Source organism: Arthrobacter sp. UYEF21, assembly GCF_040546085.1.
GTDB lineage: Bacteria > Actinomycetota > Actinomycetes > Actinomycetales > Micrococcaceae > Arthrobacter.
This window is the reverse complement of record NZ_JBEPNF010000006.1, coordinates 104,426-125,811: the sequence shown is the minus strand read 5'-3', so window position 1 is coordinate 125,811 and position 21,386 is coordinate 104,426. Positions and strand designations below refer to the sequence as shown.

General features: G+C 65.7%; 21 protein-coding genes and 1 riboswitch. Of the genes, 9 read left to right on the top strand and 12 right to left on the bottom strand.

Annotated elements, in window-relative coordinates; all coding sequences use genetic code 11:
- Nucleotides 1-5: 5 nt before the first annotated feature.
- Nucleotides 6-121, bottom strand: a riboswitch (SAM riboswitch).
- 183 nt (nucleotides 122-304) lie between these two features.
- A complete protein-coding gene (locus ABIB27_RS09020) occupies nucleotides 305-586 on the top strand; it encodes a hypothetical protein (RefSeq protein ID WP_354215717.1) in 282 nt (93 codons plus the stop codon).
- 166 nt (nucleotides 587-752) lie between these two features.
- Nucleotides 753-3,224 (top strand): OpgC domain-containing protein, encoded by a 2,472-nt coding sequence (gene opgC, locus ABIB27_RS09015; protein WP_354215716.1) that lies wholly within the window; start codon nucleotides 753-755, stop codon nucleotides 3,222-3,224.
- Here the strand turns inward: opgC and ABIB27_RS09010 are convergent.
- The 4 genes from ABIB27_RS09010 to ABIB27_RS08995 all read right to left on the bottom strand — a co-directional run bounded on the left by ABIB27_RS09010 (nucleotide 3,211) and on the right by ABIB27_RS08995 (nucleotide 6,392).
- Entirely contained in the window at nucleotides 3,211-4,410 is a 1,200-nt protein-coding gene (locus ABIB27_RS09010) for an acetyl-CoA C-acyltransferase (RefSeq protein WP_354215715.1), read from the bottom strand. The genes opgC and ABIB27_RS09010 overlap by 14 nt on opposite strands.
- A gap of 17 nt (nucleotides 4,411-4,427) precedes the next feature.
- A complete protein-coding gene (locus ABIB27_RS09005; protein WP_354215714.1) occupies nucleotides 4,428-4,892 on the bottom strand; it encodes a pyridoxamine 5'-phosphate oxidase family protein in 465 nt (154 codons plus the stop codon).
- A gap of 83 nt (nucleotides 4,893-4,975) precedes the next feature.
- On the bottom strand, nucleotides 4,976-5,443 hold the full coding sequence (locus ABIB27_RS09000; protein WP_354215713.1) for an NUDIX hydrolase: 468 nt from the start codon (nucleotides 5,441-5,443) through the stop codon (nucleotides 4,976-4,978).
- A 7-nt stretch (nucleotides 5,444-5,450) separates the two neighbouring features.
- On the bottom strand, nucleotides 5,451-6,392 hold the full coding sequence (locus ABIB27_RS08995; RefSeq protein WP_354215712.1) for an aminodeoxychorismate lyase: 942 nt from the start codon (nucleotides 6,390-6,392) through the stop codon (nucleotides 5,451-5,453).
- A gap of 94 nt (nucleotides 6,393-6,486) precedes the next feature.
- On the opposite strand from ABIB27_RS08995, the gene cls reads away from it, so the two are divergent.
- Nucleotides 6,487-7,959 (top strand): cardiolipin synthase, encoded by a 1,473-nt coding sequence (gene cls / locus ABIB27_RS08990; protein ID WP_354215780.1) that lies wholly within the window; start codon nucleotides 6,487-6,489, stop codon nucleotides 7,957-7,959.
- Nucleotides 7,960-8,057: 98 nt separating this feature from the next.
- Here the strand turns inward: cls and ABIB27_RS08985 are convergent, their stop codons facing one another.
- From ABIB27_RS08985 to ABIB27_RS08955, 7 genes are all read right to left on the bottom strand, one after another.
- Entirely contained in the window at nucleotides 8,058-10,160 is a 2,103-nt protein-coding gene (locus ABIB27_RS08985) for a chorismate-binding protein (protein ID WP_354215711.1), read from the bottom strand.
- 401 nt (nucleotides 10,161-10,561) lie between these two features.
- On the bottom strand, nucleotides 10,562-11,185 hold the full coding sequence (locus ABIB27_RS08980) for a LysE family transporter (protein ID WP_354215710.1): 624 nt from the start codon (nucleotides 11,183-11,185) through the stop codon (nucleotides 10,562-10,564).
- Between the two features lie 79 nt (nucleotides 11,186-11,264).
- Nucleotides 11,265-11,414 (bottom strand): hypothetical protein, encoded by a 150-nt coding sequence (locus ABIB27_RS08975; protein ID WP_354215709.1) that lies wholly within the window; start codon nucleotides 11,412-11,414, stop codon nucleotides 11,265-11,267.
- Between the two features lie 87 nt (nucleotides 11,415-11,501).
- Nucleotides 11,502-11,621, bottom strand: coding sequence for a UPF0758 domain-containing protein (locus ABIB27_RS08970; RefSeq protein WP_354215779.1), 120 nt, complete (start codon nucleotides 11,619-11,621; stop codon nucleotides 11,502-11,504).
- A 181-nt stretch (nucleotides 11,622-11,802) separates the two neighbouring features.
- Complete coding sequence (locus ABIB27_RS08965; protein ID WP_354215708.1) at nucleotides 11,803-12,093, bottom strand: hypothetical protein; 291 nt, start codon at nucleotides 12,091-12,093, stop codon at nucleotides 11,803-11,805.
- A 40-nt stretch (nucleotides 12,094-12,133) separates the two neighbouring features.
- Nucleotides 12,134-12,955, bottom strand: coding sequence for a methyltransferase domain-containing protein (locus tag ABIB27_RS08960; protein WP_354215707.1), 822 nt, complete (start codon nucleotides 12,953-12,955; stop codon nucleotides 12,134-12,136).
- Between the two features lie 102 nt (nucleotides 12,956-13,057).
- The gene (locus ABIB27_RS08955) at nucleotides 13,058-13,576 is read right to left on the bottom strand and encodes a MarR family winged helix-turn-helix transcriptional regulator (protein WP_354215706.1); all 519 of its coding nucleotides are present in this window, start codon (nucleotides 13,574-13,576) and stop codon (nucleotides 13,058-13,060) included.
- Nucleotides 13,577-13,768: 192 nt separating this feature from the next.
- Between ABIB27_RS08955 and ABIB27_RS08950 the strand changes: the two genes are divergently transcribed.
- The gene (locus ABIB27_RS08950) at nucleotides 13,769-15,973 is read left to right on the top strand and encodes an MMPL family transporter (RefSeq protein WP_354215705.1); all 2,205 of its coding nucleotides are present in this window, start codon (nucleotides 13,769-13,771) and stop codon (nucleotides 15,971-15,973) included.
- 9 nt (nucleotides 15,974-15,982) lie between these two features.
- On the opposite strand, the gene ABIB27_RS08945 is transcribed toward ABIB27_RS08950, so the two are convergent.
- Entirely contained in the window at nucleotides 15,983-16,912 is a 930-nt protein-coding gene (locus tag ABIB27_RS08945; protein ID WP_354215703.1) for an NAD-dependent epimerase/dehydratase family protein, read from the bottom strand.
- Nucleotides 16,913-17,171: 259 nt separating this feature from the next.
- Between ABIB27_RS08945 and ABIB27_RS08940 the strand changes: the two genes are divergently transcribed.
- The 5 genes from ABIB27_RS08940 to ABIB27_RS08920 all read left to right on the top strand — a co-directional run bounded on the left by ABIB27_RS08940 (nucleotide 17,172) and on the right by ABIB27_RS08920 (nucleotide 21,320).
- Nucleotides 17,172-17,783 carry a pirin-like C-terminal cupin domain-containing protein gene (locus tag ABIB27_RS08940; RefSeq protein ID WP_354253810.1) on the top strand — a complete coding sequence of 204 codons (612 nt, stop codon included), beginning with the start codon at nucleotides 17,172-17,174 and terminating at the stop codon, nucleotides 17,781-17,783.
- A gap of 84 nt (nucleotides 17,784-17,867) precedes the next feature.
- Entirely contained in the window at nucleotides 17,868-18,119 is a 252-nt protein-coding gene (locus tag ABIB27_RS08935) for a GNAT family N-acetyltransferase (RefSeq protein ID WP_354215778.1), read from the top strand.
- Nucleotides 18,120-18,232: 113 nt separating this feature from the next.
- Complete coding sequence (locus ABIB27_RS08930) at nucleotides 18,233-18,460, top strand: hypothetical protein (protein WP_354215701.1); 228 nt, start codon at nucleotides 18,233-18,235, stop codon at nucleotides 18,458-18,460.
- Nucleotides 18,461-18,717: 257 nt separating this feature from the next.
- Nucleotides 18,718-20,607, top strand: coding sequence for a molecular chaperone DnaK (gene dnaK / locus ABIB27_RS08925; RefSeq protein ID WP_354215700.1), 1,890 nt, complete (start codon nucleotides 18,718-18,720; stop codon nucleotides 20,605-20,607).
- A gap of 2 nt (nucleotides 20,608-20,609) precedes the next feature.
- Complete coding sequence (locus tag ABIB27_RS08920; protein ID WP_354215699.1) at nucleotides 20,610-21,320, top strand: nucleotide exchange factor GrpE; 711 nt, start codon at nucleotides 20,610-20,612, stop codon at nucleotides 21,318-21,320.
- The last annotated feature ends 66 nt before the right edge of the window (nucleotides 21,321-21,386 follow it).

Genomic DNA, 21,386 nt, shown 5'->3' with positions numbered 1-21,386 from the left:
TCCTTCTCTCACGCTTGCAGCTCGAATGGGTCGATATGCCGAGTATTCACCTGAGGCACCCCGCCGCGAAAGGGAGGGTTGCCGACCGGCCAGTCAGGGCTTGGCACCGGTTCTCATTACTCACCAAAAACGTAACATCCGCCGTGCCCGTCTACACTGCCGCCATTGTCATGTTCCGTAACCATCGCGTGCTTCCGTGACCTGCGGGCTGGCGGCACAATCGAATCCTGGGGGGCTGTGTGCCGCACTCGCGACGGTGGGGCTGGGCAGTTGCCGTAACGTTTTCGGGCCGCCGCCGCCGTGCATGCCGCCTGCGATCACCGTGACGCCGGCGGAGGCAAAACCCGGTGACCGGGTAGCGGTCAGCGCCCCGGTCGCGGCCTGCGATGCGGGCTACGGCCCTTGTGCGCAGGTCTCCGTGGAACTGCTGGATGCCCATGGCACCACGGTGCTGGAGGAGTTCGCACCCATGACCGACGACGGCGGCTTCACTTTCGTGTTCACCGTCCCGGCAGGCATGGCCCGGGGGAAGCCGGGGTCACCGCGCAGCCGTTCAACCTGGACTGGTGCGACGACACCGGGGTGAATCCTGGGCGGCTGACCCGGAGGTCGCCGGGCCAGCCGGACGGCGCCGGGTTGAAACCGAATGGCCCCGGGTCGAAACCGACCGGCCAGCGAAGACCGATAGAGTTTGGCGGGGGCACCGGCCACCATCACTGAAGCAGCTGCACTGGGGGAGGGTCCACACCAGCATGCCAACAGCAACCGCACTAAGGCGCGTACCGCCGTCGGCCGTACCCAGACTGCGGAGCCCGCTACCGGCCGCACTTCTGGCGGCCCTGCTCGTCCTGTTCAGCCTGCTCACCGCGGGCTCCGTCCACGCGGCCGAGCCTGAGCCGGCGGAAGGCAAACCCCTGCTTGGAGCTGTCCTGGAGTGGGGCGACGATTCGGCGCAGGGTTTTGCCGAGCGGCTGGGATCTTCGCCGGCGCTGCTGTGCCACGAAATCTCGCTGCCCGTGCGCTCCGGCGAGGAGCAGGACATCCGGGAATTCCTCGGCCAAGCCGCTGGCCAAGGCGCCCAGGCCATGCTCACCGTGCGGCCCACGGCGGCGCTGGACCAGGTGGACGCCGCTGCCGCTGGAGCCTTTGCAGCCAAGGTTGAGGACCTGGCGTCAGCTTTCCGCGGTACGCTCCTGGTCCGGTTCGCCCCGGACATGAACTCAAGCTGGGTGGATTGGGGCCAGCAGCCGGTCGCCTACAAGTCGGCGTTCCGGAACGTTGCCGCAGAGTTCAAAACTGCGGACGACGCCGGCACGGTAATGGTGTGGCAACCGTACCTTGGGCGGGACTACCCTTTTGAACGGCACCGGAACGCCCCGGCCCCCGGGTCCGAAGGCTTCGCCCTGCTGGACACCAACGGCGACGGAAGCTGGAACAGTGCAGATGCCGCCTACGCTCCGTACTACCCGGGCGATGACGCCGTGGATTGGGTGGGGCTGACGGCTTACCACGATGACACCGGCGGCAACTCCGCCGTCAACACCGTTCCCGCGGACGGCGAGCTGTCCGCCATGCTGACGCAGTCCGGCAGCGAAGACTTCTACGCCACGTATGCCGCTGCCCGGAACAAACCGCTGGTCCTCCAGACCGCAGCCTTCTACAGCCCTGCCTCCGGCGGCGCCGCAGAGGCCGACATTAAAACGTCCTGGTGGGACCAAACCCTCAAATCGGCCACGTCCGCAGAATTCGCCAGGATCGCTGCCGTCGTCTGGGACGAGCGGACCAGCACCGGGGATACCGGGGTGGTCAGTATCGACTGGCGGCTCACCGGCAACTCCGGCATTGCCGGAGCTGCGGGGGAGAGCCTGGTTCGGTCCGGACTGACTACCGGCCCGGTGACGGCTATCAGCGGGGGCCAGCAGGCCACGCGGGCCAACTCCCTGTCCGGGGCCGCAGCCTGGAGTGTCGCCGCGGCCATGGTGATCCTGCTGGTTGCCTTGTGGCAGTTGCCGCGGCGCGTCGGCGCGGTTGGCGCCTGGGCTTATGGCGATCCGTCCAAACGCGATTCCCGCGTGGACTTCCTGCGGGGACTGGCCATTGTTTTTGTGGTGGTCAACCACCTGGGCATGACGTCGCTGTTCCAACTGCTGACCCAGGAAGCGGTGGGATTTGTTTCCGGGGCAGAGCTGTTCGTCCTGTTCTCCGGCCTGGTGGTGGGCATGGTTTACGGCCCGCGGGTGAAGAACGACTTCGGCAACGTGGTGGACCTGACGTCCCGGCGCGCGGGCAAGCTGTACGTGACGGCGCTCGCGGTCCTTGTTGGGGTCTTCCTGCTCTCGCTGCTGCCCTTCTTCCAAACCGACGCGCTGACCACCTACGCGGACCAGGGAACCGGGGGTGCGGGACACAACGCAGTGGGCCGGACCTACGACCTGTACGCAGGGATGGAAACGCTCCTGCAATTCCCGGTGCCCGCCCAGGTGCTGCCCGCCATCGTCCTCCTGCAGTTCGGTCCGTGGCAGTTCAACGTGATGGGCCTCTACGTGGTGCTGCTGCTGGCCAGCCCCCTGATCCTGGCCGCCCTCAACCGCGGCAAGGCGCTGTGGGTCCTCGCCGCGACGCTGGGCCTCTACGCAGTGGGTGCGGCCACCCGTTTCAGGCTGCTGCCCTCCCAGTTCGAGGATTCTTTCCCGCTGCTCGTATGGCAGGTGCTGTTTGTCATCGGCCTGGTGGCGGGTTTCCACCGAAACCGTATCGTCGCCTGGCTGTCGTCGCACCACTGGGTGGTAGTGGCATCCACGGTGTTGGCGTTCGCTTCCGCGTTCCTGTCCTGGTGCAACCCGTACCTGGCTAACGGGTTCGACCTGCGCCTGGCCATCATCCCGGACACCGCCTACCGGGCCATGTACGACGCCTTCTTTGCCCGCACTTACCTGGATCCGGGCAGGCTGCTCAACGTCCTGGTCCTGGTGGTGGCCGCCTACGCGTTCCTGACCGCCTACTGGAAGCCGGTACAGCGGGCCCTGGGCTGGTTCCTGATCCCGCTGGGGCAGGCCACGCTGTACGTCTTTATCCTGCACGTGGTGCTAATCGCCGTGATCGCCAACATCCCGGCCCTGCGGCAGGGCGACATCCTGATCAATACGGCCGCGTATGCGGCTATCCTGGGTCTCCTGTGGCTGATGGTGAAAAAGCGCGTCCTGTTCGGGATCATCCCAACTTAAGGATCAGGGCCTCGCCCTGGCCACCCCCACCGCACAAGGCCACCACGCCCGTGCCGCCGCCGCGGCGTTTCAAAGCCAGCGCCTGGTGCAGCACGAGCCGGGCCCCGGAGGCGCCCACCGGATGCCCTAAAGCGATGGCGCCGCCGTCGGCATTGATCCTTTCGGCATCGATCCCCAGGTCCCTGGCGGACTGCAGCACCACCGAAGCGAAGGCTTCGTTGACCTCAATGAGGTCCAGGTCAGCTACCGTCAGCCCCTCGAGTTTCAGGGCCCGTTCAATGGCGCGGGACGGCTGGGAGTGCAGGGAGCCGTCCGGTCCGGCGGTCTGGCCGTGGCTGCCGATCTCCGCAATCCAGCTGAGCCCGGCCGCCTCCGCCGCGGCTTTGCTGGCCACCACCACGGCGGCCGCGCCGTCGGACAGCGGCGAGGAGGACCCTGCGGTGATGGTGGCTGAGTCCGCCGTGGAAAAGGCGGGCTTCAGCGCGGCAAGGGCCTCCGGCGTCGTACTTGCCCGGATCCCCTCGTCAGCATCAATCACGACGGCGGGGCCGCGGCGTTGCGGGACTTCCACCGGAGCGATTTCCTCGGCCAGGATCCCGGCGGCCCGGGCAGCTTCCGCACGTTGATGGGAACGGGCGGCGACGGCGTCCTGGTCCGTCCGGCTGATGCCGAGGCGGGCGTTCCCGGCATCGGTGGCGGAACCCATCAGCTCGCCGGAGCGGGGGTCCTGCAGGCCGTCAAAGTTCAGCGAATCCAGTAACGGCGCATCGCCGATGGCAACGCCGCCGCGGAGCCGGGGCAACAGGTGCGGGGCGTTGGTCATGGACTCCTGGCCAGCCGCCACAATGAAATCTGCCTCGCCCGCCCGGATCATCCGGGCGGCATCAATCACGGCGGTCAGGCCGGAAAGACACAGTTTGTTGATGGTCACGGTGGGCACGGCCCAGCCGATCCCGGCGGCGAGGCTGGCCTGCCGGGCGGGTCCCTGACCGGCGCCCGCCTGGATAACCTGGCCCACGATCACGGCCTGGATCTGCTCCGGTGCCACTCCCGTGCGCTCCAGCGCATTTCGGATGGCATGGGCACCAAGTTCGCTGGATGAAAGCCCTGCCAGTCCGCCGCGGAACCTGCCGAAAGGGGTGCGGGCGCCGCCCAGGATGACGGGGGTGTGAGCGTCGTTGCCCATGGTGGGGTGCCTTTCGATTACTCGAACGACGTCCGACGGCGGTCCGAGAGCCTGGTATTCCAGACGTCCGGTTTGTTGACCTTGAACCGGCGGCCCGTCAGGGCGCTGGCAGTGAGGCGGATGTAGTGCTCCTTGGGGCCTGGCTGCCAGGGCTCCAGGCTCAGTTCATCAACGGCGTCCTTGTCAGCCTGGTCCTGGATCACCTCTGTGTCTCCGCGCACCACCACGCTCCACGCCTCCTCCGTGTGGGGATCATAGCCATCAATCTCGAGGGCCGCGGGCCGCCCCGTTGCCGCGTTCCAGAGTTTTGTGCCACCGGCTGTGCGGAAGGAAATGCTTCTGCGATTCAGGACGAAGTTGATGGGAAAGATCTCCGGATGGCCGTCCACCACGAGGGCCAGCCGCCCCACGGCCTCATCGGCGAGCAATTCCCAGCATTCGTCAAACGTCAAATTGGTAATGGGCTCACTGTGCGGGTTCATGAACCAAACCTTACGGCCCCGGCGTACGGATCAACAGGGCATTTCGGCCCGGGCGTTGAACCGCATCCTCAGGTTCCGTGGCGCTATTCAAGACGCCCGGCCAGGGCGTCAAGGATCGGGAGCTGGCCCTTGACCAGCTTGTTGCGGGCATCGGTCGCGGTGACCCACCGCGCGTCGTCGATTTCCGGAAAGTCCCGGATTGTGCCTGACCCCTTGGGCCACTCCAGCGCAAACGTGTTGCTCACGATCTCCCCTGGCTCGAAGCCGGACTCCTCCGCACTGAATACGGTGATGACCTTCCCGGATGGCTGCCGGAATGCGCCCAGCAGAAAGTAGTCGACGTCCGGTGGCGGCGTGCCGATCTCCTCGGTAAACTCGCGCCGGGCTGCCGCCAGGGGATCTTCATCGTCCTGGTATTCGCCTTTGGGAAGGGACCAGGAGTGGGCCTGTCTGCCGGCCCAGAAAGGTCCGCCCATATGCGCTATCCAGATTTCCAGCCCGCCCTCCACAGCGTGCCGGTAGAGCAGGATCCCAGCGCTGGGAACGGTCATTGGCTGCCTACTGGATCCCTGCGTACAGTGCGTTGAGTTCGGCGGTCAACTGCTTCTGCAAGGCCGGGGTGCCGATTTCCTTGCCGTCGATGTGGTTCACGGGCGCCAGCAGCCGGATGCTGGAAATCAGCCACACAGCGTCGGCGTCCAGCAGGTCCTGCGGCTCCAGCGGACCGTAGCCCAGTTCCCAGCCCGCCGCTTTGGCGGCACCAAAGAGCGCGCTCTGGGACGTGCCGGCGAGGATCCCGGTGTCCAGCTGGGGCGTGATGAGCCGGCGGACCGTGCGGGTGGCGCCTGCGCCGTCGTCGGATGTTTCCACGTGCGCCAGCAGTACCGTGGACGTGGGGCCCTCCAGGACCCGGCCGTCGGCGGAAAGGAAGATGACGTCGTCGGCGCCCTGCTTGTGTGCGTGCCGGAGGGCGGCCATGTTCACCGCGTAGGAGAGGGTTTTGGCGCCGAGGAGCAGCCACGGCGCGCGTTCCGCGACGTCGCTGTTGTAACCGCGGTCCAGCAGGATGATATCGATGCCGGCCTCGCGCTGGCGTCGGCCCAGGGCGCCGACCGGCGATACCTGGACCCAGCAGGTGGTGGAGTCCGCGCCTTCCGGGCCGCGCGTGGCCACAAGCTTGACCACCACCTCGTCCTCGGCGGCAGAATGCGCCGGGTGCTGGCGGCGGTATTGTTCCACGCCCGTTGCGATGGCCGCACGCCATGGTTCCTGAGCCGGGATGACCAGGTCCAGGGCCGCCGCCGAGCCGCCGAGCCGGTCCAGGTGGGCCTGCAGCTTCCTCACACCGCCGGCTACCGCGAGCATGGATTCGAATACCCCGTCACCGCGTGTGGCACCCTGGTCCGTAACCAGCAGCTGTGGCTGCGAGGCGTCCGCCAGCCGGCCGGCCGGGAACGCGGGGTCAAGGAAAACAAGCACCACGGGCGCACGAGAAGTCATGGCTCCAGCTTAGTCGGGCCGCGCGCGGCTAAGCTGTGGTCATTGCCCGGCCGGAACCCGTCCGCCGGTGCGCACACCCCGGGGGTTTCCAGTGTTGTGGCCGATTTCGCTTGTGGGTACCGCTCCGACGTGGATTGTGGTGGTTCTGAGCATTGCAGACCTGGTGATCCGGGTCCTGGCCTTGGGCATTATCCCTGGCAACAGGCGTCCCACCACGGCCATGGCCTGGCTGCTGGGGATCTTCTTCGTGCCGTTCCTGGGCCTGGCACTCTTCCTGCTCTTCGGCAACTTCAAGCTGTCCAGCCGCCGCCGGCAGCAACAGGAGATTGTCAACACCCGGGTTCGGGCCAACATCTCGGCGCTGGCCGATGTCCAAAGTGACTACCCCGGCCCCGAGTGGGTCAAATCCGCCGGCGAACTGAACCGCCGGCTGGGCTCCCTGCCGATGGTGGACGGCAACGCCGTTGACCTTATCCCCGGCTACCCGGACTCGATCCTCTGCATGACCGAGGCCGTGCGCGAGGCCAAGATATTCGTCAACGCCGAGTTCTACATCATGAGCACGGACCACGTCACGGACGACCTGCTGACAGCGCTGGAAGAAGCAGCCGAGCGGGGCGTGGAAGTGCGCGTGCTGTTCGACCACATCGGCACGCTGCGGGTCAAGGGGTACCGCAACCTCTTGACCCGGCTCAAGGCAAGCAAGATCCAGTGGAAACGCATGCTGCCGTTGCTGCCCATCCACGGTCAGTGGCGCCGTCCTGACCTCCGTAACCACCGCAAGATCATGGTGGTGGACGGCGAAGTCGCCTTCACGGGCTCACAGAACCTGATCGAGCCGTCCTACAACAGCCCCAAGCACCGCAAGGCCGGCCGCGAATGGGTGGAGCTGATGGCGCGCCTGCGCGGACCGATCGTCACCACCCTGAACGTGGTCTTCGCCACCGACTGGCTGAGCGAGACCGAAGAGAACCTCGAACACCAGCTGCAGCTCCCGGCCAACCCGGAGCCGGGCAACGTCACAGCCCAGGTGGTACCGAGCGGGCCCGGGTTCATTACGGAAAACAACCTGCGCCTCTTCAACACGCTGATCTACTCCGCCCAGCAGCGGATCTCCATCTGCAGCCCATACTTCGTCCCCGACGACTCGCTGCTCTACGCCATCACCACCGCGGCCCAGCGGGGCGTGGACGTGGAACTGTTCGTCTCCGAAAAGGGCGACCAGTTCCTCGTCCACCACGCCCAGCGCTCCTACTACGAGGCACTGCTGGAGGCCGGCGTCCGGATCTACCTCTACAAGGCGCCGTTTGTCCTGCACGCCAAGCACTTCACCATCGACGACGAAGTGGCCGTCCTGGGCTCCAGCAACATGGACATGCGGTCTTTCTCGTTGAACATGGAGGTTTCGGTCATGCTGATGGGCTCGGACATCGTGGACAAGATGCGCGCGGTGGAAAATACCTACCGCGGGATTTCCCATGAGCTCAAGCTTGAGGACTGGCTGCAGCGCCCCCTCGCAGCCCGCTACATCGATAACGTGGCACGGCTGACGGCGACCGTCCAGTAGCTCTCGGAGTTTTTGTCCAGATAATGCGGCTTTTGAGGCGTTTATCCCGCATTATCTGGACAAAAACTCTGGGGATGGGGCGGGTGGGGCAGCCGGGTTCAGGTGGTGGGGAACTCCGCGCCGAGTGCGGAAAGCACACCGTGCGCCTTCACACGGATCTCCTCGTACTCCTCGTCCGGCACCGAGTCGGCCGTGATGGCGCCGCCGACGCCGAGGGTGAGTTCCGCCGTCGCCGCCGCTTCGCTGTCGTCCCCGGACTTGCCTACCCCGCCAGAACCAGTTCCGGAGTCGGTGACCAGGGTGCGGATCGCCACGGCAAGATCCGTTGCTCCGTTTAGGGAAAAATAGCCGATCGCGCCGGAATACAGGCCGCGCGGACCCTCTTCCAGCCGGTCCAGAATGGCCATGGTGCTGATTTTCGGGGCGCCGGTCATGGAGCCGGGCGGGAAACAGGCGGCGACGGCCTCGGCCCGCGGCGAACCGGGCAGCAACTGTGCGTCGATGGTGCTCACCATCTGGTGCACGGTGGCGTAGCTTTCGATTTCGCACAGCCTGCTGACCGTGACGGATCCGGGTTCCGCGAAGTGGCTGAGGTCGTTCCGCAACAGGTCCACGATCATGATGTTCTCGGCGCGGTCCTTGAGAGATGCCGCCAACTCGTCCCGCAGTTCCCTGTCCTGCGTGGGATCGGCGCCCCGGCGGCGGGTGCCCTTGATCGGTTCGGCGCGCATGCCGCCGTCGGACGTGATCCGCAGGAACCGTTCCGGCGACGTGCTGGCCACCGTCAGCCCGCCAAACCGCAGGTAGCTTGCGAACGGCGCCGGGTTCTTCCACCGGAGGGCCAGGTAAGTAGGCCAGGGGGCCGTCGCGCCGGCCGGCAGCGTGGCCGTGAGCGTGGTGGTGAGGCACACTTCGTATGAGTTTCCCTCGTAAATTTCGTGCTGGGCGGCGGCGATTTTCTGCTTGTAGGACAACGCGTTGTCCCGGCTGCTGAACGCGGGCCCGCCGGGAAGTACGACGCCGTTGCTGCCGCTGCTCCCGGCGGCGGCCAGGCCGACGGCGGTTCGGGCAGCGGCCAGCCAGCTGTCGGCGTCGGGAGCCTCCAACGCAAGGAGCCAGGCCGTTCCTTCGATATGGTCCAGAACGACAGCCCGGCCCGCAAAGATCAGCGCCGCGTCGGGGGTCTGCGCAACAACGTCCGAACCGCCGGTTTCGCGCTTCAGCTCATAGCCCAGGCAGCCCAGCCACCCGAGCGTGAAGTCGCCGGGGTAACCGTCCGGGGTGCGGACATCCCGGCGCCCCCAGACAGTGTCCAGCCAGCGGAAGAACGGGCCCGGCACGCGTGCTGTTGCGAAACCGGTAGTAACTACGCTTTCGCCGGACTGGTGGGTGACGGACTGGCCGTAGGTCCCGCCGTCGTCCGTGAGGATGCTGAAGCGGCTGCGTTCGGCAGGTGCTGACTGCCCTGGCAGGGGACCGGTGGTTGCGGCGGGGCCGGCGTTGGAGGAGTCCAGCCAGACGGCGTTTGTCGAGCCGCCGTACAGCGTCGCGAAGAGGGTGGAGGCGTCCGGCCGGCAGTCCAGCCGCTCGGCCCGCAGCCTCAGGCCCCGGCGGGCGGCAAGTTCCGGAACCAGGACCGGTCCGAGTGCCGGCAGGTAGGAGAGTGCCTGCAGCACGTCAGCGGGGGCCGACCCGTCCGCGTGATTGAGCACGCGGATCTCGGCCTGGCCGGGGACGTCGTCGTCGGCGAGCCACTCATTTTCCTGCGCCGCCCACTGCTCCCAGAACGGCTCATAGGTACCGCCGTCGCGGTCCAGCGCCCGCTGCCGGCGCACATCGTCGGGTGAATCGGCCCAGATGACGGCGCTGAGCAGCGGCCGGGCGCCCCCGGCGGCCGCACCCACTCCCTCGATGATCACGATCTCAGCGGGCAGGGTGACCCGGAGGTCGCCGTCGTAATGGTTGGCCCAGTCCCAACTGGTCCAGGTGGCCGCTTCGCCGCGGCTCAAGGGGGTGAGCACAGTGGACACGTAGCGTTCAATCCCCGCGGTGAGGCCGTTCCAGCCCGGGTAAATGTCCTCGAGATGGAAGAGTGACACCTTGTGATGGTTCCGCAGCCGTGCGGCCAGTTCGATGGCCAGGGTGGTTTTTCCTGCGCCTGATCGCCCGTCGACGGCGATGATCACAGGTGTGGGGGTCATGAAATAGAGCGTACCTGCTGCTGGATCGGTTGCCGGGGCGGGGCTGCACGGCGGCCGCTCCCCATATGCCCGCCCAGGAAGCCACTCACAAGAAGGAAGAGCGCTCCCGCCCTGCCCAGCAGGACGCCTACGTCTTGCCGGCCCCTGACCCGGGCCGCCCAGGCCGTCGGCCCGAAACGCTGCGGCCAGCATCAACTCGGTCATCGGGGGACCGGCAGATGTTGCCTGTGCAGACGGTGATGACGCGGTATGGGCTCGACAATGAGTTCAGGATGCTAAGCATGCTTTATAGAGGCTTTCCTGGCCAACAACACCTCACGGATCTTTACGGATCTGTGAAGTAAGTTTCTGTTCCAGTCAATCAATCCGATTGGACGACCCGGGACTGGGGCCTCACCTGGCTAGTGGATCAGCGCAAGCAGAACACCCACGGCCACAAAAAGGACGCCGAAGATCCGGCTCAGGATCTTCTGGCCGTGGGCGTTGCGGGTGAAGCGCTGGAAGGACTTGGCGGCCAGCGCGAAAAAGAACCACATGACCAGGATGTCGATCATCACGACGGTGGCCGTGAGCATCAGGTACTGCGGCAGGAGCGGCTGTTCCGGACGGATGAACTGCGGCATGAAGGCGAGGAAAAAGACGATGGCCTTGGGGTTCAGGAGGTTGACCCAGAGTCCGCGGCGGAACATCGACCCGGCAGGTTCGTTCCGGAGTGCGGCAGCCTGTTCCTGATCGAGGCCCGGCTTGCTGAGGAACTGCCTGATGCCCAGATATACCAGGTAAGCGGCACCGGCGTAGCGGATCACGTTGAAGGCCACGGGCGAACTGGCCACCAGGACGCCCACCCCCAGCGCCACGATCACTACATGGATCACCAGGGCCGCCTGCTGGCCCAGGATGCCCCAGATGGAGCGGCGGAAACCTGATGTCAGGGAGTTGCTCATGGTGTTGATCGCGCCGGCCCCTGGTGTGAAGCTGATCAGGACGCCGGCGCCCGCGAGGGCGAGCCAGAGGGAGAATTGCACCTCCCAAGTTTAGGGGCGCTTCACCATAGGGTGGTCAGCGGCTCGAAAGCCTGAAGATCCTCATCGGCCGTCACCAGCGTCATCCCTCCACCATGGCCTGGGTGGCGAGAATCCGGCCAAAAGGATCCTTGTGCGTCCAGTCCAGCTGGCGCGCCGCCAGCGTGTGCGGGTCGGAGACCGGGAGTTCGGGCGCATAAAGGTGGGCTACCTGCCGCGCGAAGCTCGTCACGATTCCGGCGCCGGACGGCAGCTGTTCAGCATTTGGGAAACCGGGTTTTGCTTCCTCGACGTTGTATTTGCCCCATGGTGACCGCGTTTAGTTGGTCGACCTCGTCCGTGTCAGCGGGATGGCCACGAGTTCCGCATCGCTGAGGGCTCCACTTCCCAGGTGGAGCAGTCTTTCCCGAGGACGTTCGCTCTCAGGGAGATCTGTCATCCGGATTGGGTCAGCCACAGTTGCCGTATCTTGAATTCACCCAGTGGGACATAGTGGATGGGAGATCCTCGCTGAGTCCCGTATTGGTCGAAGTACGAGTGTGGCCCGTCAGACATGTAGCCGGTTTCGTCGAGGCCAAAATGCCCGATCATTCGGAGGCCGGGCTGAGCTGCAGCCTCTTTCAATGTTTTGGCCGCTCGCAGGATCGGAGACTCGGAGTAGTAGTCGTTGTCAGGCCAGATTTTGCATGGGCAATAGCAAAATATCTGGTCCAGTCTAGATCCATCCAGTCCAGACTCGCGTCGTAATGCGGTTCCAATGATCCTGCAAACTCGTCGCTGGCGACCTTGATGCCGTCCAGCTGCATGTCGGCATCGAGTGCAATCACCACAAGTTTGGGGAGGACCCTTCCCTCCTGAACAACGAGCGGGCGGACAAGAATCTGGAGGTCGAAGCCTGCTTGAATAATCATGGTTTGAGGCTATTTGCGGCTAGCAGCCGCCGGAACAGGTTTACGCCCGTGCGATGACCTCGCCGTTCGGGATCAGGAACCAGCCGTCCTCCGTGGACCCCCAACGGTGCCAGCCTGCGGAAATCCTTGCCAGGTCAGCGGCGTTCGCGAAACCGTACTCCAAGGCCTGGTCCGCAAAAGCTGAATGCAGCACCCGCTCGCCCCAGACGCGCGCCTGCCATCTTCGTTGCTGCCCGGTGGCGTAAAGCCAGTTGCTGCTGGAGGGTGCGACGTCGGTGAAACCTGCGGACTGGGCCCACGAGACCAGGCGGCGGCCGGCGTCGGGCTCGGCCCCGTTGCGACGGGCGATCCGCTGGTAGAGGTCCATCCATTCGTCCAGTTCAGGAAAGGACGGGTACCAGCTCATGCCATGGAAATCGGCGTCGCGCACGGCCACAATCCCCCCGGGTTTGGCCACCCTACGCATCTCCCGCAGCGCCTCCACCGGGTCGGTCAGGTGCTGCAGCACCTGGTGGGCGTGGACGACGTCGAACGTTCCGTCCTCGAAGTCGAGATCGTAGATGTTGCCGGCCACAAATTCCGCGTTGGCCACCCCGCGCTCAGCGGCGAGCGCCGTGGCCTGGGCGATGATGTCCGGCGACCGGTCCAGGCCGGTGACCGTTCCTGGTGCCACCAGCCCAGCGAAATCGCACGTGATGCTCCCCGGCCCACAGCCGACGTCGAGCACGGAGGTTCCCGGCGTCAGGTGCGGGATGACAAAGGCCGCGGAATTTTCCGCGGTCCTGGACGCGTGGGCGCGGACTACCGACTCGTGGTGGCCATGCGTGTACACATCATCGTCTTCTGGCTGCTGCGCACTCATAAGCAAACGCTACCCCTAAGTGGCCCGCATTTAGCGTGGTTATTGGCGGAGTTCGCGACGTTATCTGCCAGTCCGACGGCGGGCGTGGCGGGCGGCAGTGGATCAGGCGGGAGGAGCGGCGGGGGAGTTAGGGCCGCCGTCGGACGCTTCCTGGCGGGCCGCCATGGTGGCCTCCACCATGGCGGTCATGAACCGCGTTACCAAGTCCAGTTCCTCAGGGGAGAAGGCTGCCATGGCATTGCCCATGTGACGCGAGAGCGGCATGAACATGGCCCCGCCGTCCTGGAAAGCTTTGGGTGTCATGCGGAGCTGGACCTGCCGCCGGTCCGAAAGATGGCGTTCCCGCACCACATGGCCGGAGGTGTCCAGCCGGTCGATGAGGGCAGTGGTGGCCGGCGAGCTGAGGTGCAGTTCCTTCCGCAGGACGCCGGGCGTGACAACCAGGCCCTTGGCGGTGTGGCGCATGATGACGGCGAGCGCGTTCAGGTCGGTCCGGTGCATGTCGTTCCGGCCGCCTGCGGTATCCACAAAGCGGTTGGCCTCAAGAGTGAAGTCCTGCAGCAGGCGGACCAGTGATAGGGGTGCGGAGTCGGGCGGGGTCTGGAACGCTTCGTCCGTCATGTTTCTCCTCCTCCGCTCTGCTGTGGTGGTTCCGTCATCGGGCTGGTGCCCGGTGGTGACTTGACGGATATTACTTCACCGGAACCCCCGGGCGCGGCCCCGGATAAATTTAGTCTGGCACTTATCTCTACTATGGAGATACTCTATGATGGAATAAATTGTACTGCTCTTATCCCGAATCTGGCAGGAATCATGAAACCCAGTCCCCAACACAGCGCACGGGTCCCGTTCTGGCTGCGCTGGCTCATTCCTGCGCTTCTGGTGCTGACGTGGCTTGCGATCGCCGGTATCGGTGGACCCACCTTTGGCCGGCTGAAAGAGGTCTCGTCGAACGACCAGGCCTCCTTCCTTCCCGCCAGTGCCGAAGCCACAGCCGCGCAGGACTGGCAAGCGAAATTCCGTGATTCCAACGAAGTGCCGGCCGTCATTGTCATCGAAAACAGCTCCGCTTTTACCCCGGCCCAGCTGGGCGAGGCAGCCGCGCTGAAAGCAAACCTTGAAGCACTGAAGCTCGGCAGTGCCGTGGTCGGGCCCATTCCGTCCGAAGACGGCAAGGCCGTCCAGTTCATCACTCCGATCGATTCGTCGGGCGAGGTGAAGGAGGCGGTGAAAGAACTGCGCGAGGCCGTCGCTGAGGCCGCTCCGGAAGGCATGCAGACCTTCGTCACCGGGCCGGCCGGCCTGGCTGCGGACCTGGTCAGCGCCTTCGCGGGCATCGACGGCATTCTGCTGCTCGTGGCTATGACTGCGGTCTTTGTGATTCTCCTGATCGTGTACCGCTCCCTGCTCCTGCCGATCGCGGTGCTGCTCACGTCGGTGTTTGCGCTGTGTGCAGCCATCCTGCTCGTGTTCGGCATGGCCAAGCTCGGCTGGATCCAGCTGAACGGCCAAAGCCAGGGCATCCTGTCCATCCTGGTGATCGGCGCGGCCACGGACTATGCCCTGCTGTATGTGGCGCGCTTCCGGGAAGCCCTGACCCACACCCGCAACCGGACCGCCGCCGTGCTGACGGCCTGGAAGACGTCCGTCGAGCCGATCGTTGCCTCCGGTGCCACGGTGATTATCGCCTTGCTCTGCCTGCTTTTCTCGGATCTGAACTCCAACAAGGGCCTGGGCCCGGTGGCGGCCGCCGGCATCCTCTGCGCTCTTTTCGCCGCCCTCACCCTGCTGCCCGCCCTGATGGCGCTCCTGGGCCGCGCAGCCTTCTGGCCGTTCCGTCCCAAGCTGGTCCCGAAGGATCAGCGGGAACCCGAACTCGTCACCGGGCTGGAAGGGCAGAAGGGCATCTGGCGTGCTACCGCTTCGCTCGTTTCCCGCCGTCCGCGCACCGTCTGGATCGCTTCGGTCCTCTTGTTGCTGATGGCGTCGGCAGGCATCCTCCAGCTCAAGGCAAACGGCGTCCCGCAGACGGATGTCATCCTCACCGCATCCAACGCCGTTGACGGGCAGGACGCGCTGGCTCGGCATTTCGACGCCGGCAGCGGCAGCCCCGCCGTCGTGGTTGCGGACGAAAGCAAAGCTGCAGAAGTGCTCGCAAAGGTCAAAGCGGCCGACGGCGTGGGGGACGCGTATCTGTTGGCGGCGGGAAGTGTGCCCATCACCGGAGCCCCCGGCGCTCCCACCGACCCCGATGTCCGCGAGGGCAAGGTGCTGATCAATGCCACCCTCAACTACGCCGCTGATTCCATCGAGGCCGAGGGCATAGTCAAAGCTTTGCGTGAGGATGTGAAGGCTGTTGACGCCAGGGCGCTGGTGGGTGGCGTCACGGCAACGGCCCTGGATACCAACACCACGGCTCAGCGCGACCTGGTGATCATCATCCCGGTGGTGCTGGTGGTCATCCTCTTTATCCTGATGCTGCTGCTGCGTTCCGTGGTGGCGCCGGTCCTGCTGGTGCTCTCCGTGGTGCTGTCCTACGGCGCGGCGATGGGCGTCTCGGCGCTGGTCTTCAATAACATGCTGGGCTTCCCGGGCGCCGATGCCACCGTCCCGCTGTTCGGGTTTGTCTTCCTGGTTGCCCTGGGCGTGGACTACAACATCTTCCTGATGAGCCGGGTGCGGGAGGAGTCGATAAAGCACGGGACCAGGCCGGGCATCCTGCGGGGGCTGGGTGTCACCGGCGGAGTGATCACCTCCGCCGGGGTGGTGTTGGCCGCCACCTTCGCGGCCCTCAGCATCATCCCCATCATGTTCCTGGTGCAGCTGGCCTTCATTGTGGCCTTCGGCGTGCTGCTGGATACCATCCTGGTGCGCTCGCTGCTGGTCCCCGCATTGGCGTACGATATCGGCCCGCGCATCTGGTGGCCGAGCAAGCTGGGCCGGCCGGAGCTGGACGCGGCCGTGCCGGCGGGCACGCGTGATGCCGAGCTTGAAGCGGAGGGCGCCGGCCGCCGGTAACGGGGTGGGTTAGCCCTGCGCCTGCCACCAAGCCACCGTGGCTGCGGCTGCTTCCGGGAGGGGCGTGGGGCGGAGGCCCAGGGCGGACTGGCTGGCCGCGGAGTCCATTACGTACGGCTGCTCTAACTGGTACATCGTTTCCGCGAGTTCCCGGAGGTCCTTCGAAAAGACGCCCATGGTTCGGAATGCCCAGCCGGGCATGGTGCCCAGCTTCGGTTTGCCCGCCCCGCCGGCTTCCGTGAACGCCGTGGCCAGTTGCCGCTGCGTTACTGCCGGAGCGGTGGGCGTGTGCCACACCTTGTTCCAGAGCGACGGCGACTGCGCGGCGTGTATCATCGCCGCCGCCAGATCGGGGACGTAGGTGAACGAGTGGGGCTGGTCCGCGCTGCCGATGACCCACACCTTCTTTCCGGCCAGGACGGCGGGAACCATGCGCTCGCCGGCGTGTGAGTTCCGGACGCGCGGACCGAAGAAATCGCCGGCCACCACGCTGACGGTATTGGTGGGCGACGCGTCCCGGGCCCGGAGGAGCTCTGTTCGCACGCCACGCTTTCCGCCGCCGGCTGTCCGCGGCCCGGTCTCGGTCATCGGGCGGTCCGGCTCGCTGTAGGAATAGAGACTTTCGGGGAAGACGACGACGGCGCCTGCCTCGCCCGCCGCAGCCAGCACCGTTTGCTCGGCCCGGGGAAGTTCCGCCCGCCATGCGTCCGCCGTGTAGGAGGTGCCATGGATGCAGTGGAAAACGGCTGCGGCGCCTGCGAAAGCCGCCCGCACCTGAGGGGCGTCCTGGACGTCCACGGCCAGCCGTTCCACCAAAGGATGCACAGGTCCACTCCCGGAACGGGTGAGGATCCTGACGCGCTTGCCCTGCCCGGCCAACTGCTCCGCCACAGTCCAGCCGACGGGACCTGCGCCGGTGACAATGAATACTTCATTCATGATTTCCCCTTCAGGACTTTTCGTTTCCGAGAGCATCGCTCTCATCCAATAGTGCACCCTGCTGGATCCATGAAAATTGCTGCCACGGACGCGGAAACCACCCTGCGCACGCCCCGGGAGCGAGCCCGCGCCCAGACCATTGCGGACACTGTCCGGCCGGACCACCGCGCCCGGCACGGGTGATCTGCAGCCTGATCGCTATCCTCGATGCCGCCTACCGCGCAGGTGAACTCTCGACGCCAATGGGTGCGTCGCCGTCGTGCATCCCGCCTTGGCCCCCGACCTCGTGACGATCCGCGCCGGACTCGGTCTCGCGGTTCCTGACGAAATCCTGGCGAACGGCGCCCTGCCCGACGCCGCCAGGAAGATGCCCCCGGCCTTCGAGCACTACACGCCGGAACCCGTCCGGGGCGAGGGCACGGAACTGCGGGTCTTCCTTGGTTCCCTGGCCGGTTCGTCCTCGCCTGTGCCCACTTACACCCCGCCGCTGCTGGGCGCCGAGGCTGTCTTGAGAGCCGGTGCGCGGCTCGACCTGGAGCTGGACCCGGCCTTTGAGCACGGAATCCTGCTCGACACCGGCAACATCTCCCTGGGCGGCACCCCCCTCGCCGTTGACCACCTCCACTACCTGCGTCCGGGGCGGGGCAGGATCGTCCTGGAGGCCGGACAGACCCCTGCGCGGCTGGTGCTTCTCGGTGGCGAGCCGCTGGGCGAGCGGATCGTGATGTGGTGGCACCTACCCCGACGGCACCCCTACCCGCCCTTCGGACCGTTCCCGGACGGGTACCCGGCCCCGCTCCCGGCCCAACGCTTAGCTGCGCGCCCGCGGCGGAACCATCACCCGAATCCAGGAGGCCATTTTGAAGACTGAAACAACAATCACGGTGCGGACAGCCCGGACCTGCCGACGCTATGAAGTCCTCGACGGGGATGCGGTGATCGGAAAGCCCACTATCTGCCCCACGAGGGCAACAAGGGGCCCGAGCGGATTTTTGACCACACCATAGTCAGCGAGGACTATGCCGGGCAGGGTCTCGCCGCCCGGTTGGTACAGGATGCGCTGGACGACACCCTCGCTGCCGGCATCGGCGTCGTCCCCTTCTGCCCCTACGTGAAGGTGTGGCTGCGCAAGCACCCGGACTACCAGCCACGGATGACCGACGTTCATCCCGAGCACCTGGCCGCCGTCGAAAGCGCCGGCCGGTAGCAACAGCATCAACGGCGTGTGCTGCTCCCGCCGGCCTCTGTTTCCCCCGGCGCAGGCTCGGTAGACTCCAACTGCGCCCAGCTGGACGCGGAACCTCAAAGGAGAGATCAGTCATGACTGAGAACACCGCACGTGACGAAGAGCCCCGCAAAGCCAGCAGTGCGCCTGGCCTGGAGGGCGAGGGCGGCCAGTATGTGGACGGCGACTACGGCGATGCCGGGGTGGTGGGCGACGCCGACGATCAGCCCGAAGACGGGGACTATCCGGAAGGTGACTACGGCGATGCCGGCACCGTGGGAACGGCCCGCGAAGCTCAGGAGGACGAGGACAGGAAGCCGTAGGCGCTGTCCCTGACGCCTTCACGCAGCCGGTTGGCAACCCGTTCACGCACAGCGAACGGGCTGCCTGCTGGCGGGATTTTCTTCCTCATAGCCCCGCAAGTCCGGGAAATCTGCTGGGGCGTGCCTTAGCGCCATAGTCAAAGTTGAGCCTACCGCGCTCAACTTTGGATTGACATCTAAGCCGCCCTGGGTAAAGTTGAGTGCAGAACGCTCAATGAGGGCGCCAGAGAGTTTCCACGGAAAGAAGGACGCAACACATGTCACGTGCAGTAGGTATCGACCTCGGAACCACCAACTCCGTCGTCTCCGTTCTCGAAGGTGGCGAGCCCACCGTTATTGCCAACGCCGAGGGTGGCCGCACCACGCCGTCCGTCGTTGCATTCTCTAAGACCGGCGAAGTTCTGGTGGGCGAGATCGCCAAGCGCCAGGCAGTCAACAACATCGACCGCACCATTGCCTCGGTCAAGCGCCACATGGGCACCGACTGGTCTGTCCCGATTGATGACAAGAAGTACACCGCGCAGGAAATCTCCGCCCGTGTGCTGATGAAGCTGAAGAACGACGCCGAGTCCTACCTCGGTGAAAAGGTCACCGACGCCGTGATCACCGTTCCGGCCTACTTCAACGACGCCGAGCGCCAGGCTACCAAGGAAGCCGGCGAAATCGCGGGCCTGAACGTCCTGCGCATTGTCAACGAGCCCACCGCCGCAGCACTGGCCTACGGCCTGGACAAGGGCAAGGAGGACGAACTCATCCTGGTCTTCGACCTCGGCGGCGGCACGTTCGACGTCTCCCTGCTTGAGGTGGGCAAGGACGAAGACAACTTCTCCACCATCCAGGTCCGCTCCACCGCCGGTGACAACCGCCTCGGCGGCGACGACTGGGACCAGCGCGTAGTCGACTATCTGCTGAACCAGCTCAAGGTCAAGGGCATCGACCTCTCCAAGGACAAGATCGCCCTCCAGCGCCTCCGCGAAGCTGCCGAGCAGGCGAAGAAGGAACTGTCCTCCTCCACCAGCACCAACGTGTCCCTCCAGTACCTCTCCGTCACCCCGGACGGCCCGGTCCACCTGGACGAGCAGCTGACCCGCGCCAAGTTCCAGGACCTCACCAAGGACCTCCTCGAGCGCACCAAGAAGCCGTTCCACGACGTCATCAAGGAAGCCGGCATCAAGCTCTCCGAGATCGACCACATCGTCCTCGTCGGCGGCTCCACCCGTATGCCCGCCGTCTACGACCTGGTCAAGGAACTTGCCGGCGGCAAAGAGCCCAACAAGGGCGTCAACCCGGATGAGGTCGTCGCAGTGGGCGCCGCACTCCAGGCCGGTGTCCTGAAGGGCGAGCGCAAGGACGTCCTGCTGATCGACGTCACCCCGCTGTCCCTCGGCATCGAAACCAAGGGCGGTGTCATGACGCACCTGATCGAGCGCAACACCGCCATCCCCACCAAGCGTTCCGAGACCTTCACCACGGCTGACGACAACCAGCCGTCCGTGGCCATCCAGGTGTTCCAGGGCGAGCGCGAGTTCACCCGCGACAACAAGCCGCTGGGCACGTTCGAGCTGACCGGCATCGCGCCGGCCCCGCGCGGCGTCCCGCAGGTTGAGGTCACCTTCGACATCGACGCCAACGGCATCGTCCACGTCTCCGCGAAGGACAAGGGCACCGGCAAGGAACAGTCCATGACCATCACCGGCGGCACCGCGCTCTCCAAGGAAGACATTGACCGCATGGTCAAGGACGCCGAAGAGCACGCATCCGAGGACAAGGCCCGCCGCGAGGCCACCGACACCCGCAACACCGCCGAACAGCTCGCCTACTCCGTGGACAAACTGATCGCCGACAACGCCGACAAGCTGCCCGAAGAGGTCAAGACCGAGGTCCAGGCTGACGTCGACGAACTCAAGAAGGCCCTCGAAGGCACGGATGACGCCGCTGTGAAGACTGCTTTCGAGAAGCTGCAGGCTTCCCAGGGCAAGCTCGGCGAGGCCATCTACGCCCAGGCCGGTTCCCCGGACGGCGCCACCGGCGCTGCAGGTGCTGAGGGTGCCGCTGGTGCCGCAGGCGGGGACAAGACGGGCTCAGCTTCCAGCGCTGAAGACATCGTTGACGCCGAGATCATCGACGAAGACGAAGCGAAGAAGTAGCCATGCCGCACCACGGTAACGAGGACGAGCACGACTCATCCGCTAGCCAGGAAAACCAGGAGCGGCAGGCCGGCGGCCGCCAGGAGCCGGTCATCCGGGACAACCGCAAGGTTGACCCGGTGACCGGGCAGGCCCGCCACCCCGAGGGTGAGCAACACGCTGCGGATGCGTCCCCGGGCGCCGGATCCGAAGAGTCCGACGGCGACGCCCTGGCCCAGGCCGAGGAAATCCTCAACGGCATCGAGGTGCCGGCCGAGGAATCCGTGGTCCAGGGGGTTGCGACGGACTCAACCACCACGGCTGAGGCCGCCGAACTGAAGAACGACCTTCTCCGGCTCCAGGCTGAGTACGTCAACTACCGCAAGCGCGTTGAACGCGACCGTGCCGTGGCAGGGGAGATGGCCGTCATCGGCGTCCTGAACTCCCTGCTTCCGGTGCTGGACGATGTCGACGCCGCCCGCCAGCACGGTGACCTGACCGATGGACCGTTCGCGGCCATCGCCACCAAGCTGGAGAATGCGCTGAAGACGTATGGACTGGTCCGCATCGCCGACACCGGCGTGGAGTTCGATCCCACGATCCACGAGGCCCTCATCCAGCAGCCGGGCGAGGACATTGAGGTTGACACCGTCAGCCAGGTGCTCCGCTCCGGCTACCGGTCAGGTGAGCGCGTCCTCCGCGCAGCACAGGTGATTGTCGCCGTCCCGGCCTAGCATTTCTCCGGTGGTTGAGCTTGCCGAAACCCGGGTTTCGACAAGCTCAACCACCGACCCATAACT